Raw genomic sequence first — 14,438 nt, forward strand, 5'->3', positions numbered from 1 at the left:
GCAATGAAAAGAAACACAATAATTGCGATAACGATATTGATGATAGTAATTTTAGCAATTGGCGGCTATTTTATGAATGGCTACTCACAACGGTCGACATTAAAAACCGCGCTTAATATTAGCGAGTTACCCGGAAGCCTGAAGATAATGCAGTATAGCGACCAGGGGGTAAGCAGCTTTAGAGCTGAATACTACCTATCGGTAGATCCGGGCCAATTTGATGAACTGATCAAAGGCAGGAAATACGAAATGCTTCCGGCGTCAACAGCTGACATGGTACAACACGTTACCGGGTCGCCGGGTGGCGGGTTTGAACCTGTTGCACTGCTTAAATGGGGTACCGAAAAGAACCGAACCCTCATCTACATCAATATTAACAAATCACTGGTATATGTGGTATGGGATGAGAATTGAGAGGTATAATGCAGACTGTCATGATGGGATGCCGAAATAAATTCGGCATGACTATTTAATATTAATAACAAAGGCGCCAATTGGCGCCTTTGTTAGTTTGAGAAATGATAGCTGTAGGTTTTGCTTTTTTCGACCTTAAAACGGATCCGGCTGATGTTCTCTTCTATCTCTGTTTTTTTATCGTTGGCTGTAACCAGCATTAAACCCTCGTGATAAAAGGCCATAGCCTCTTTCAGTTTGCGGTTCTTTTCGGCGCAAAGCCCCATTAAGTTATAGATAGCCGAAGCGTTAACCCCGGGCACGGTAATGGCTTTCTGCCCCACAGCGTTTAGCTGGCGTTCCATATTTAAAAATAACAGCAGGCTGATGTAGTGAAAATATACATCCGGAAAGGCAGGCTCCAGATCGGTGCATAGTTTAAAATGATAGCCTGCCGATTGGTAATCGTGCAGATCATAATAATACAGCTTACCTATCTGGTAATGCGCCCTCACAAACGATGGATCTTCGGCCAATATTTCGTTCAATAACTTTAACGATAGCGGAGTTTCACCATAATGCATCTCCTCAACCGCTTGCAGGTATTTCTCTTCAATAGTAAAATAATTGTCCATATAAAGTATTGTATAAGTAGCTTTCGCCGCAAGGCAAAAGGCATGGTAATAAAAATAGTGATGTGATTGTCCTGTTATAGTGCTACACTATACAGCGTTGGAGGTATGGAATGCAACATCCCCCTGAAGCATCCACATGGGCTGCTTTACGTATTGTTTACTCAGGTTAGTAAGGATAAGCATTGTAATAATTTTTTGTAAAGATAAGGATAAATTACTGAATTGCAAACAGGTAGATATGCAAATGTGCTGCTCTGTGAGGCGGTACCGCAATTTTAGGTACGCTAAGTAACGGTCTTATTTAAAACGCAAAATGATGGTCGTTGCTGATAAATGTCGCTATGGTCCAATAAGATAGTACAGATACGATGGTTAACGGAAGTATCAGTGGGATATAGTTGTATTTTTTATACCAGTTCCAATGGAAGATCATTGACAGCACACTGATCACAACCAACCCGATGGCAGCGATGCCTAACAGATGGCCCGCAAAGGTCTCTAACGACATATCGTCGTCATCATCGTCGCCTTCGCCAACGCTGAATATGGGGATGCTTGCCAGGTAAACGAGGACTAACGATACGGACCAAAACAGGTAGCACCACAATGGGTTTTTAAACGCTGTTGTCAATAACTTCAAAGGCCGGGTCAATAATGTCATATACGTTATTAGTAGCAATGAATTTTCGGTCAGCTCAGCCCTTCCCCGCTTAATTCCCCATCTCGCTCATAAATTTGATGCGCATCAATTGTACTTCTTCTATGGTATAGTCGCCCGCGCCAAGTTCGGCAAGGGCATGTTCTACCGAATCGTCTTCGGCAGTACGGAAGTAATCAAATACTTCTTCCTGCTTATCTTCATCAATAACCTCGTCGATATAATAATTGAGGTTAAGCTTGGTACCCGAGTTAACGATAGATTCCACTTCGTGGATCACTTCTTCCAGACTTAAGCCTTTGGAAGCCGCGATATCATCGAGCGACAAGTGACGGTCGATATTCTGGATGATGTACACCTTCATGGCCGATTTGTTGGCCGCGCTTTTGATCACCATATCTATCGGGCGGTCGATATCGTTATCCTCAACATACTTGCTGATCAGGTCGATAAATGGCGCGCCAAACTTCATGGCTTTGCCCGCGCCTACGCCCGAGATCTGTTTCAGCTCATCGATAGTGATGGGATAATGTGTACACATTTCCTCTAAAGATGGATCCTGGAAGATCACAAACGGAGGCAGGTTTTTCTGCTTGGCTATCTTTTTACGCAGGTCGCGCAGCATTTGCAGCAACACGGTATCCAAAGCGCTGCCACCCGCCTTACCACCTTCTTCCGAATCATCGCTGTCATCGGTCGATCCCATCGGCCTGTTCATGATAAACTTCAGGCTGTACGGGTTATCGATAAAAGCATGGCCGGATTTGGTAAGATGCAATACACCGTACTGGTCAATATCTTTGAATATATAGTTATTAAGCAATGCCTGGCGCATTAATGATTGCCAAAGCAGTTCGCCGTCTTCTTTACCCGAGCCAAAGGCCGGATCGAGGTGATGCTCATAATTGTGGATCTGCGGGTTATCAACGCCCATCAGCACACTAATGATGTGATGATCGTCGAACTTTTCGCCCAGGTGCTTCATTAAGGTTAAAACTTTATGCAGCGGTGCCTCGGCATCGAAGTATGTTTTCTGGGCGGCGCAGTTGTCGCACATGCAGTTACAGCCGGCCTCGTTAAAGTTTTCACCAAAGTAATGCAGTATCTGCTTGCGCCTGCACACTGCCGACTCGGCATAGTCGATCACTTCTTTTAATATCTGGGTACCAATTTCGCGTTCCGAAACCGGCTTATCCTTCATAAATTTTTGCAGTTTGTCGATATCCTTTTCCGAATAGAACGACAAGCAAACGCCCTCACCCCCATCACGGCCCGAACGGCCCGTTTCCTGGTAGTAGCCTTCCATGCTTTTGGGCATATCGTGGTGGATAACGTAACGCACATCGGGTTTATCAATACCCATACCAAAGGCAATGGTAGCTACTATCACCTCTACATCTTCCATCAAAAACTTATCCTGTGTATCGGCACGCACCTTGGCATCAAGCCCGGCATGGTATGGCAGGGCCTTTATCCCGTTAAGGTTTAATGCTTCGGCTACTTCTTCCACCTTTTTACGGCTCAGGCAATAGATGATACCCGATTTACCCGGATGCTGTTTAACAAAGCGAACGATCTCTTTTAAAACATTGCGCTTGGCGCGAACCTCGTAATACAAGTTACCGCGGTTAAACGATGATTTGTAGATGGTGGCATTATTCATTTGCAGGTTTTTCTGGATATCCTGCTGAACTTTAGGCGTGGCGGTAGCAGTAAGGGCTATAATGGGAATATTTTCGCCAATATTGCTGATCACCTGGCGTATTTTGCGGTATTCGGGGCGAAAATCATGCCCCCACTCTGATATACAGTGGGCCTCGTCAACAGCCACGAACGATACATTGTTTAAACGTAAAAAGTCGATATTTTCTTGTTTGGTTAATGATTCGGGCGCAACATAAAGCAATTTGGTTTTGCCTGATAATACGTCTTCCTTAACCCGGGTGATGTCTGACTTATTTAGTGATGAATTTAAAAAGTGTGCTATGCTGTCTGATCCGCCGAAGGCCCGTAACTGGTCAACCTGGTTTTTCATTAAAGCGATAAGGGGTGATATTACGATGGCCATGCCATCTGTCATTAACGCGGGGAGCTGATAGCACATAGATTTGCCGCCACCTGTTGGCATGATCACAAAAGTATCGTTACCAGAAAGAATGTTGGTAATAATAGCTTCCTGCTCACCTTTAAAGTTGTCAAATCCAAAAAAATTCTGAAGATTATCGAAAAGTGATTTCTTCGTTTCAATCATTACTGTATATGTTTACGGGGGATGTGTAACAAAAATAAAGATCAAAATAACAAAAATTTTTAAAGAAACTACGCCTAAACTTTGTTTTTTTAGATAGATATGATAATGTAGGTATAATGTACAACTTTTTTTTTGTTATCTATGCACCTTTTAACGAATATTTTTTCAAGATTATATTAGTGGAATCAAATTTATTCTACAATTTCACGTCGCAATTGGATTTAATAACAAAGCACACACATGAACAGTAATAATTACGCCATTATAATGGCCGGCGGCATTGGAAGCAGATTTTGGCCTATTAGCCGCACCGCTCACCCAAAGCAGTTTATAGATATTTTAGGTACCGGAAAAACCCTGATACAGCAAACTTACAACCGCTTTTTAACCATTTGCCCCAAAGAGAATATATATGTGGTTACCAACGAGATATACACCGACCTGGTAAAAACACAATTACCCGACATGACCGACGGGCAGATATTAACCGAGCCTGTAATGCGCAACACCGCGCCTTGCATTGCCTACGGTTGTTTTAAGATACAAAGCCTTAACCCTGATGCCGCTATCGTTGTTGCGCCAAGCGACCACCTGATACTGGATGAACCCGGCTTTGTGGCCACTATCGAAAAATCGCTGGCAACAGCTACCAAACATGGCTGCCTGGTTACATTGGGTATTAAACCATCGCGGCCGGATACCGGCTACGGTTACATACAATTTACTGAGAATGTTTTGGATGGCGAGTTTCACAAAGTAAAAACCTTTACCGAAAAACCATCGCTTGAGATAGCTAAAACCTTTATACAAAGCGGCGACTTTTTATGGAACGCGGGTATATTTATATGGTCGGCGAAAGCCATATTAGATGCCTTTGGCAAATACCTGCCCGAGATAAACGATATTTTTGGCGATGCAAGGCCCGTTTACAATACTGCCAACGAGAAAAGCTATATCCACAACGCTTATCAGCAATGTACCAATATCTCGATTGATTATGGTATTATGGAAAAAGCTGAGAACGTTTATGTGCTGCCATCTGAATTTGGCTGGAGCGACCTGGGTACCTGGGCATCTATTTACCAGTTAGCCGAGAAGGATTATGTAGGCAACGCCGTGATCCCGTCAGACAAGGTGATCATGTACGATTCATCAAACTGTATGGTAAACGTACCCGAAGGCAAACTGGTAATATTGAAGGGCCTGCACGATTTCATTGTAGTTGAATCCAACAATACCTTACTGATCAGCCCGCGCGACCAGGAACAAGGCGTTAAGCAGGTTGTTGCCGACGTGAAGCAAAAGTTTGGAACGAAGTATATTTAACCCCCTCCGCCCCCTAAAGGGGGAACTAAAAATAAAGAAAGCCATCTTATAAGGATGGCTTTCTTTATTTCAAAGTAGCGAATCAAAAGTTCCCCCTTTAGGGGGCGGAGGGGGTTCTCTGGCGTATTGCTTCGTAGAGTATCACTCCTGTAGATACTGATACATTGAGCGATTCTATCTCACCAAACATAGGTATTTTAGCCAGGTGATCAGATATGCGGATGAGTTCGTTGCCGATGCCTTCATCTTCCGATCCCATAATGATGGCCGTAGGTGCAGTATAATCAGGCGCGTAGATAAAATCATTGGTTTTTTCGGTACAGCACACCAGTTGCAGGCCCGATGCCTGTAAAAAGCGGGCGGTTTGCAGCAAGCTATTTTCGCGGCACACCGGTATGTTATACAATGCTCCTGCCGAAGTTTTAATAGCATCGGCATTAATTTGTGCGGAACCTTTTGCCGGTACAACAATGGCGTGTACACCTGCGCATTCGGCAGTACGGGCTATGGCGCCTATGTTGCGTACATCGGTAATGCCATCCAGTATCAATACCAGCGGCACCTCGCCTTTTTCAAATACCATCGGGATGATATCTTCAATTTTATAATAGGTAATTGGCGATATAATAGCAATAATGCCCTGGTGATTTTTAGCGGTAACGCGGTTCAGTTTTTCAACCGGTACCTGCTGCGACTCGATCTTATATTCGGTGAGCAACTCCTTCAATTCAAAAAATAAAGGTCCACCAAGCCCGCGCTGGATATACAGTGATTCGATCTCTTTGCCCGAACGGATAGCCTCCATCACGGCGCGGATACCGAATACCATTTGGTTGTTTTCTCTTTTGGGGCGGTCGTTGTAGCTCATTTTTACGTTGCTGGATAAGCTGCCAAAATTAGCCATTATTATTGATTGGCAAAGCGAGGGGAATTAAGCCCTTGCTTTGCCAATATCATTAACCTGTTACCTGGTTACCGCAGTAACGGCCGACTCGCGTTTTAAATTCAGTTTAAGCGTTTCCAGTATCTCAAGAAAGTTCTCAAGCTTTTCGTCTGCTATCCCGGTGGTGATCTTTTCGTTCAGCAATTTTATTTCGCTTTCTATTTGCTGCACATTTTCATCTCCTTTTGGTGTAAGTGCAACATAAGCTTCGGTAATATAAGTATTGTTGGGCATCAGGTAAATCAATCCTTCGGCATGCAGGGCGTAAATAATAGCATTTGTTTGTGTAAGACTGAGCCGTAGCAACTTAGCCAGTTTTTTACGGGTTACCATACCTTTATTTTTAGCGATGATGAGCAAAGTATCAAAGTGATAATCGGCCCCGGTACGGTACACTTTTCGTTCTATTATTTTAGTATATAAGTTATTGATCTGTTGCAGATCCATAGTTATCGATAGTTTCATGATGTTAGTTTTAGTATCGGGCATTACAAATTTAAATTGTAAACTGTGCCGCTGTTGAGCACTATCGTAGCCATGTGGTTACCTAAAAATTTAAATGTGCCCGAGTAATTATAATATGATATTTGAATATTGACCTTCATCTGGCCCGATGTAACCAAACCGGAAGCCTTATCAACCAGCATATTGGTTGTTTGCAGATCAATATTGGTTTTCAATGTGTTAGCATCAACTGCTTTTTTTGCATCTGTGCCGCTAATATTCAGGGTTAAACTGATTTGATATGCAGTATTTGCCTGGGGCGCACAAGTTAAGGTGCCTGTGCAGGTATTATCGGCTGTAAAATGCGGGCCGTTATAGTTAATGCTGCCGGTGTAGGTACCGGTTAATGTTTTATCGCTGCAGGCAAGCTGATAATGCCATTGCAGGTTAGTTTTAGCACTTACCGAGCCTGCCTGGCTGGTCCACGATAGTACGGTATCTTTAGTGAGCCCGCATGCTGATCTTTGTTCAAGCTGTATCCCTTCGGTTACGTGGGTAAGCAGGCCCCCAAATTGCCGCAACACTGTGTTCGAAATAATTTCGGCAGCATCTTCTTCGGTTACAGGATAATTAGGTGTTCCCGAACTGCTTTTGCACGAGGCAATGGTTAGTATGATGATCAGGATACTGATCAGTAAGATCAGGTTAAATATAAAGTTGAATTTGGAGGTCTTCATTTTATCAGGGGCTAATTCAAATTTCATACAACTAAACTGTGATGCACGTTAATGGCGGTCACAATTTTTGCACTAATTAAAAATTTAGAAAAGCATCGCAGCAGATGCCAAAATGAAGATCAGATACGCCAGCAACAATTAAGCGCACAATTATAGGGATGGTTTTGCTTCGCCTTTAAATTGCATTTTTTCAGCAATTTAAGCGTTATATTACTATGCTTTTTATAAGTTGAGCTGATAAGCTGGCTCGGGTTTGATTCACAGTTTTTTGTAAAAAACTGTTTTCGTCCAATTGATGAGATCTTATCGGTACGGCGAAGAAAGTTTTGGTAATGCCCGTTGCCTATCTGTGCGTGCGTATCAGGTTTGCTAAAACGGTGAAAATATCGATGGCTCGCCTTTGGTAAAAAAAACATTACCGCCAGCGACATAAACAGGTATAGTATCGATAGTGATAAAACCTGGAGCCCTCTTTTGTTATGGTATATTTTAATTCGCACAGACGGGGGATTAAAGTGCTATTACAATTTATATAACGTGTACCTGCAATATTAATTAAAAATTACTTGCTTTAAAACATAAAATTTAACAAAGATCAATTATATCATGGCATTGTTTGCCCTTTTCAAATTAGCAGCCGGTTAGGTATGTTAATTTAATTTTAAATCCACATTCATTCTTATCCTTCGGGCAACAAAAAGCATGTTTTCACGAAACCATAATTTACCAAACGGATATGGTTAAGATTGGCAATCTTTTAAACAAAAAATTTACCAAAGCCGTAATTTTCATGACGTATAAGTTACGATTTTAAACAAGCTATAATCACCTTTTTCGACAGTATCAACATCACAAAATTTAAGTTTGGTAGAAATACTTAACAGCAAAAAACTTTGTTAACACCCGATATAAAACACTCATTATCAAACCTGTTTTATTTTTACCAACAGGATACTAACAATTGATGTTGAGTATAATCTTGTCTAAAAATATCATTTTCAGTGATTTTCTTTTGAGGTAAATTACTGGTGTGGATTGTTCCAATTCATTTTTGTATACTTTTGTACAGTATGATTTTTGAGAACGATAACCCAGCCGGAAAAACCGGAACATCAGCCGACAGACGTAACAGACTAAGCACCACACCCGTTAGCGGATTAGGAAAATTACCACCCCAGGCCACCGACCTTGAGGAGGCCGTTTTGGGCGCGCTGATGTTGGAGAAAGATGCGCTTTCTTCGGTTATCGATATCCTGAAACCGGAGGTTTTTTATCGCGACAGTCATCAAAAAATTTTCCAGGCTATACGAGTGCTGTTCGAGAAAACTTCGCCGGTTGATATATTGACCGTTACGGCTCAACTGCGTTTACAAGGCGAACTGGAAATGATAGGCGGCGCCTATTACATTACCGAACTCACTAATCGCGTGGCATCGGCAGCCAATATTGAATACCATAGCCGAATCATCATCCAAAAATACCTGCAGCGCGAACTGATCCGCATATCCACCGAAGTGATCAACAGTGCTTACGAAGATACAACAGACGTGCTCGACTTATTGGATAAGGCCGAAAAGAACCTGTTTGATATCGCCCAAAACAACCTGCGCCGCGATTCGCGCAAGATGGATGATATTTTACGTGAATCATTGATGGAGATAGAGGCGCTGAGGGACAAAAAGGACGGTTTAACAGGTGTGCCATCTGGTTTTACCGATCTTGACCGGATGACATCGGGCTGGCAAAAATCCGACTTAGTGATCATAGCTGCCCGCCCGGCGATGGGTAAAACAGCTTTTGTGTTAACCTGCGCACGTAATGCCGCTGTTGATTTTGATAAACCTGTGGTTGTGTTCTCACTCGAGATGTCGTCGGTTCAGTTGGTTAACCGTTTAATATCCGGCGAAACCGAAATAGAACAGGAAAAGATACGTAAGGGGCGCCTTGAGCAATGGGAATGGGAACAGATACACAGTAAAATTGGGCGTCTTGAGGCCGCACCGTTAATTATTGATGATACCCCGGGCCTGAATATATTTGAATTCAGGGCCAAATGCCGCAGGTTAAAATCACAGCACGATATCCAGTTAATCATCATTGACTACCTGCAATTAATGACCGGCAAGGCCGATGGTAAGAACGGTAACCGTGAGCAGGAGATCGGTAGTATATCGCGTGCGTTAAAATCGGTAGCCAAAGAATTAAATGTACCGGTTATTGCACTATCGCAATTAAGCCGGGCGGTTGAAAGCAGGCCAGGTGGTTCAAAAAGGCCGATGCTGAGCGATTTACGTGAATCGGGATCTATTGAGCAGGACGCGGATATGGTACTGTTTTTATACCGCCCCGAATATTACGGTTTGGAGGTCGATGAAGATAACAACCCTACCCAAGGCGTGGGTGAGGTAATTATAGCCAAGCACCGTAACGGCGAAACCGGCCGTGTGCGCCTTAAATTTGTGGGCAAATTTGTTAAGTTTACCGACCTTGACGATAACCTTGATAATTTTGGAACACCGGGCCTATCGGCAGCCAGTCCGTTTAGCGGCTTAACACCTAACCAGGATTTTGAAAAACCAAGCAACTTTATTATCCGCCCGTCGCGGATGAACGATATTGACGAGGATCCACCTTTCTAAATTCAAAAGTTTAAAGTCAAAATTCAAAACTTGAATAAGAATCTTTGATTGGGTTATGCGTTAAAGCTGTGCATCAAAACATTTATTGATATCGAATTTAATTGATAATTTTAACACTCCGCTGTCAAACAATTATTTTAGCGGGCTAACATGGCGATAAAAGTAATTGCATTTGATGCTGATGATACCCTTTGGGTTAACGAGCCCTATTTCAGGAAAACCGAAGAACGCTTTTACGCCCTGCTTGAAGGTTATTTAACCACACATAACCTGGAGCGTGAGCTGCTTAAAACCGAAATAGATAATTTAACGCTTTATGGCTACGGTGTAAAAGGTTTTATCCTGTCGATGATAGAAACCGCGCTCAAGGTATCAGATAAAAACGTCACTGCCGATATTATAGAGATGATCATCCAAATGGGTAAAGAGTTATTGGAAGAACCCATAGAATTATTGGATGATATCGAATATGTACTGTCGGCTTTAAAGCCTCATTACCGGCTTGTTGTGGCCACCAAAGGCGACCTGCTCGACCAGGAGCGTAAGTTGCGTAAATCCGGACTGGCGCATTATTTCCATCACGTGGAGATCATGTCCGAAAAAGGAGAATCAGATTATATCAAGCTTATCAACCACCTGGATATTAAACCCGAAGAGTTTTTAATGATCGGCAATTCACTTAAATCGGATGTGCTGCCGGTAATTAAAATTGGCGGGCACGGCATCCATATACCGTACCACACCACCTGGGCGCACGAAATTGTTGACACCAATTTTGAGCACGAAAATTTTAAAAGCGTAAAACAGGTTTTAGAGGTGTTGGAGCATTTGTAGCATTATGCTGCCGCTACTTTAGCTTTTTGCAGATTTCGTAAAGCAATTTCAACCCGCCCGGTTGTGGTGATGTACGAACTTACACCTTACAGCAGCTCGTTAGATCAGGTAATGAACGAGTTAAGAAAATGGGGCATGCAGCACCGCGAACGCATTGATGCCGGGATGCGAAAACATCATTAATAATACAGGCAACTATTTTGTTGTTTACGCAGTATTAACTGACAGATGGCCATCGCCTAAATTAAAATGTACCAGGACCTGCTTAAACTTGAAGAAGAGCTTAACGGTTTACTGCCCGTAAAAAGACTGAATAGCTCGCCACCAATAACATTGTTGCAGGCGGCGAAGGCATGGTCGGACACGGTATGGGAATTGAGCAGGCAAACGGATAAACCGGTATTAACCCGGGAGCAGGTAATACAGGGAAAAAAGCTTAGCCATAACCCGGTTTTTATTTGCGGGGTACACCGCAGCGGTACCACCTTATTGCAAAACCTGCTCGACGGGCATCCCGAATTGAGTGTACTACCATCGGAGGGGACTTTTTTTACCAACCTTGCTCCTGCTTTAAAACGTTTAGGCAGCGAAAAGAGACTCCCATTTTTAGCTACAGAGTGGCTGCGACGACTGGCTAACCCGATCAATCAACCGCCTTACTGGTTATTGGGCCGAAGTTCGGAAAATGAATCACCTTATGTAGACTTCGCGTTGGCAGTTAGTGAATGGCATACCATTGCAAAGGAAAACTACCCGGAGCTTTTTATGTGGCCGCACCTGGCCATTGTTTTGGCTTATACCACCTGCATGGCCAGCTCAAACACCGGTATTACCGCAAAATATTGGGTTGATAAAACACCAACTAACGAAAAATATCTCGAAACCATCTGGCGCGAGATGCCGAACGCCAGGGTGATACACATGGTGCGTAACCCTGCCGATGTTCTTTTATCGCGTAAGGCGATGGAATCCAGACTAAATTATAAAAACTGTTTACAGGATATGATGATATCATACCAAACGGCCCACCGGTACCGGCACGATGAGCGGTTTTTACTATTGCGTTATGAAGACCTGTGTAATAACCCAACCTGGATCATGCAGCAGATATGTAGATTTTTAAATATCGAACTATCGCCCTGCCTTTTTACTCCTACTGTGGCAGGCATACCGGCCGAATCGAACAGTTCATTTAGCAGCGCGCTGCCTGCGGGCCAAATTATTAAAGAACGCACCTTTGCAAAATCCTTACAGCTTGATAAAAATGAGATCAAACTACTATCGGCCTATTTGTTTAAACACGCGGCACAACTGGGTTACCCCTTAGACTATATCGGCGAAATAGAGAGCCGCATGGTAAGGATCAAAACCAAAGTATTATCAAGAATAAGCTAAGGCAATACTTTTTCGCCAAAATTATCTTCCAGGTCTTTATCTACTTTTTTGAGATTGGTAGATACTACTTTAAACCCAATAATTAAGATCAAACCTAATATTACAGCCAAGGTAATATTTGATGATGAGCCAGCCTGCTCGCCTGTTGAAGCGGTGGCATTAATGGTGTACAAACAGCTTATTATCGCTAAGCCTGTTATTAATTGGATAGTAAAATTCTTTGTCATGTGCGCCGTATACGCATATGTTTTGGGCAAGGTTGCAGTAAATTTCAAACAGTCGGATGGGTGAATTTAATATTGCAGGGATTAAAAAAATGTCATTATTTTATAGATATTTATCATATCCGTAGCGTAAAATAATATGCATTTCAACCGGAGTGAAAATCATCTGCAGCAAAATACATCAAAAGCCGTAGCCAATAACAACACGGGCAAGGGTGGTATAAGTATGCCTGCCGTACCGGTATTGCAGCAAAAACCCCTGCAAAAAAAGGAAGCAGAGCAGCATGAAAATCAACTTGAAAATGACGTTCAAACTTCGCAATTAAAACAGGTATCAGCGGATAGCGGGGCGATACAGCGGAAAGTAGAAAATAAAAAATTGGATGACAGCACGTTAGGTGCTATAGCAGATAGCTTTTTTAACCAGATTGACGGCCTTGTTAAACAAGCATATGAGTTTGCCGTTACTGTACCAAGCTTAGGGCCCTATACAGGATTAGACGGGCATACCGCGCTGTGGAAAGAGAAATGGGACGATTATTTGGCAGGGAAAAACGTGTTTTTAATGACTGCGACATTTGGATATGTAGTCGAATCGCTGGTATGCAACGCGTTAGGGCCGTTTCAACCCGCTGCACCAACGGGATGCTCCATTTACTATCAGGTTGTAAGCGGCGGAACACGACCGGACATTGTTTTAAAAAGATCGGACACCGGGGCAGATATCGCATGGGTAGACCTGACCGCCGCAAACAGTGGTGGACATATTTTTCAGAAGGATAGCTGGGATAAAAAGGTAGATCGGTTTGCCGAGGTAACTTACCCATCGGTTGACTCGTCTACATTTTTTAATATGAAAGGGAACAAGGATAACACTGCACCAATATCCAGCGAGGACTTTGAAAAACGTAAAAAAGCGGTTGATGAGGCCTATAAACTCAGAAAAGCCTCATGGATGTTAATGGGGCAAATTTACAAAGCCGGCAAATATCCTATTGATATCGATAAAGAAGTGTTGAGGCTTTTTCCTGATGTAAAAACAACTGTTATAAAATCGGCATTACAAAGAGATTTTAAACAAAGTAGTATCGACGATAAACTAATGCCAAGCATTCTCATGGCGATGGGTGTCGATCCTGGTCCATGGGGTTATACAACAGGTACTTCTCAAAGCGAAAAGGCCGGCGAAGCATGGTTAACAGATCATGACAAAGATTGGTCAAATCTGGCAACCGTAACTACCAAAAAAGATATTGTAGAAGAAAAAAAAGAAAAACCAGATATTGTGATGGAAGAAGGGAAATAAACAAGCCAGAGATCTTACGATGCCCTGCGCTTGTTCAATTCGTCGCGTATCTTAGCAGCTTTCTCATACGATTCTTCGGCCAGTGCTTCGCTGAGTTTGGATTTCAGCTCGTCATTACTTAAAGAAGCGTAATTACCTCCCTGCGAAACCGTTGTTTTTTCTTCGCCGGTTTCGTTAATATTTTCGAGGTATACAAAATCATTCCCCTCAATTACAATGCCCGCGCTCGACAGGATAAATTCGTAAGTATAAATAGGGCACTCAAACCGCACTGCCATAGCTATGGCATCAGATGTGCGGGCATCAATCTCGATCACCTTTTTACCGTCAGAACAGATCAGTTTGGCATAAAATATACCATCCACAAGGTTGTAGATAATAATTTCCTGGATATTGATGTGGTACGCCTGGGCAAAGCTCTTAAACAGGTCGTGCGTTAGCGGGCGACTTGGGGTCATTTTTTCAATTTCGATAGCGATGGCCTGCGCCTCAAAACTACCGATAATGATCGGCAGACGCCTGCGGCCGTTAACCTCGCCCAACACCAAAGCATAGGCACCCGACTGCGTTTGACTGTACGACAAACCTACAATATCGAGTTTGATCTTTTTCATATTATTGTTACCCATCTCGTCCACATCAATTCCGGCCGG

General features: G+C 42.9%; 15 protein-coding genes. 7 read left to right on the forward strand and 8 right to left on the reverse strand.

Annotation, left to right across the window (positions count from 1 at the left end):
- Window positions 1-3: 3 nt before the first annotated feature.
- Window positions 4-414, forward strand: a complete 411-nt coding sequence (locus tag ACFGVR_RS23635; protein WP_448700185.1) for a hypothetical protein — start codon at window positions 4-6, stop codon at window positions 412-414.
- A gap of 92 nt (window positions 415-506) precedes the next feature.
- Here ACFGVR_RS23635 and ACFGVR_RS23640 read toward each other — a convergent pair whose 3' ends face one another.
- The 3 genes from ACFGVR_RS23640 to recQ all read right to left on the reverse strand — a co-directional run bounded on the left by ACFGVR_RS23640 (window position 507) and on the right by recQ (window position 3,934).
- On the reverse strand, window positions 507-1,028 hold the full coding sequence (locus ACFGVR_RS23640) for a tetratricopeptide repeat protein (RefSeq protein ID WP_448700186.1): 522 nt from the start codon (window positions 1,026-1,028) through the stop codon (window positions 507-509).
- Between the two features lie 301 nt (window positions 1,029-1,329).
- A complete protein-coding gene (locus ACFGVR_RS23645) occupies window positions 1,330-1,689 on the reverse strand; it encodes a hypothetical protein (protein WP_448700187.1) in 360 nt (119 codons plus the stop codon).
- Between the two features lie 49 nt (window positions 1,690-1,738).
- On the reverse strand, window positions 1,739-3,934 hold the full coding sequence (gene recQ, locus ACFGVR_RS23650) for a DNA helicase RecQ (protein WP_448703053.1): 2,196 nt from the start codon (window positions 3,932-3,934) through the stop codon (window positions 1,739-1,741).
- A gap of 243 nt (window positions 3,935-4,177) precedes the next feature.
- On the opposite strand from recQ, the gene ACFGVR_RS23655 reads away from it, so the two are divergent.
- On the forward strand, window positions 4,178-5,263 hold the full coding sequence (locus tag ACFGVR_RS23655; RefSeq protein ID WP_448700188.1) for a mannose-1-phosphate guanylyltransferase: 1,086 nt from the start codon (window positions 4,178-4,180) through the stop codon (window positions 5,261-5,263).
- A 97-nt stretch (window positions 5,264-5,360) separates the two neighbouring features.
- Here ACFGVR_RS23655 and rlmB read toward each other — a convergent pair whose 3' ends face one another.
- From rlmB to ACFGVR_RS23670, 3 genes are all read right to left on the reverse strand, one after another.
- Entirely contained in the window at window positions 5,361-6,131 is a 771-nt protein-coding gene (rlmB, locus tag ACFGVR_RS23660) for a 23S rRNA (guanosine(2251)-2'-O)-methyltransferase RlmB (RefSeq protein ID WP_448703054.1), read from the reverse strand.
- A 96-nt stretch (window positions 6,132-6,227) separates the two neighbouring features.
- Window positions 6,228-6,671 (reverse strand): hypothetical protein, encoded by a 444-nt coding sequence (locus tag ACFGVR_RS23665; RefSeq protein WP_448700189.1) that lies wholly within the window; start codon window positions 6,669-6,671, stop codon window positions 6,228-6,230.
- A 23-nt stretch (window positions 6,672-6,694) separates the two neighbouring features.
- The gene (locus ACFGVR_RS23670; protein WP_448700190.1) at window positions 6,695-7,414 is read right to left on the reverse strand and encodes a hypothetical protein; all 720 of its coding nucleotides are present in this window, start codon (window positions 7,412-7,414) and stop codon (window positions 6,695-6,697) included.
- 1,043 nt (window positions 7,415-8,457) lie between these two features.
- On the opposite strand from ACFGVR_RS23670, the gene dnaB reads away from it, so the two are divergent.
- From dnaB to ACFGVR_RS23690, 4 genes are all read left to right on the forward strand, one after another.
- Window positions 8,458-10,026, forward strand: coding sequence for a replicative DNA helicase (dnaB, locus tag ACFGVR_RS23675; protein ID WP_448700192.1), 1,569 nt, complete (start codon window positions 8,458-8,460; stop codon window positions 10,024-10,026).
- 150 nt (window positions 10,027-10,176) lie between these two features.
- Window positions 10,177-10,860: an HAD family hydrolase gene (locus ACFGVR_RS23680; RefSeq protein WP_448700193.1), complete on the forward strand. Its 684-nt coding sequence runs from the start codon at window positions 10,177-10,179 to the stop codon at window positions 10,858-10,860.
- Between the two features lie 45 nt (window positions 10,861-10,905).
- Window positions 10,906-11,043, forward strand: a complete 138-nt coding sequence (locus ACFGVR_RS23685) for a winged helix-turn-helix transcriptional regulator (protein WP_448703055.1) — start codon at window positions 10,906-10,908, stop codon at window positions 11,041-11,043.
- A gap of 66 nt (window positions 11,044-11,109) precedes the next feature.
- Complete coding sequence (locus ACFGVR_RS23690; RefSeq protein ID WP_448700194.1) at window positions 11,110-12,255, forward strand: sulfotransferase family protein; 1,146 nt, start codon at window positions 11,110-11,112, stop codon at window positions 12,253-12,255.
- Here ACFGVR_RS23690 and ACFGVR_RS23695 read toward each other — a convergent pair.
- A complete protein-coding gene (locus ACFGVR_RS23695) occupies window positions 12,252-12,482 on the reverse strand; it encodes a hypothetical protein (RefSeq protein WP_448700195.1) in 231 nt (76 codons plus the stop codon). The genes ACFGVR_RS23690 and ACFGVR_RS23695 overlap by 4 nt on opposite strands.
- A gap of 136 nt (window positions 12,483-12,618) precedes the next feature.
- Here ACFGVR_RS23695 and ACFGVR_RS23700 point away from each other — a divergent pair, with 136 nt between their 5' ends.
- Window positions 12,619-13,785 carry a hypothetical protein gene (locus ACFGVR_RS23700; protein ID WP_448700196.1) on the forward strand — a complete coding sequence of 389 codons (1,167 nt, stop codon included), beginning with the start codon at window positions 12,619-12,621 and terminating at the stop codon, window positions 13,783-13,785.
- A 14-nt stretch (window positions 13,786-13,799) separates the two neighbouring features.
- Here ACFGVR_RS23700 and ACFGVR_RS23705 read toward each other — a convergent pair whose 3' ends face one another.
- A complete protein-coding gene (locus tag ACFGVR_RS23705) occupies window positions 13,800-14,399 on the reverse strand; it encodes a bifunctional nuclease domain-containing protein (RefSeq protein WP_448700197.1) in 600 nt (199 codons plus the stop codon).
- Between the last annotated feature and the right edge of the window lie 39 nt (window positions 14,400-14,438).

The sequence above is a fragment of the Mucilaginibacter aureus genome (assembly GCF_053514885.1).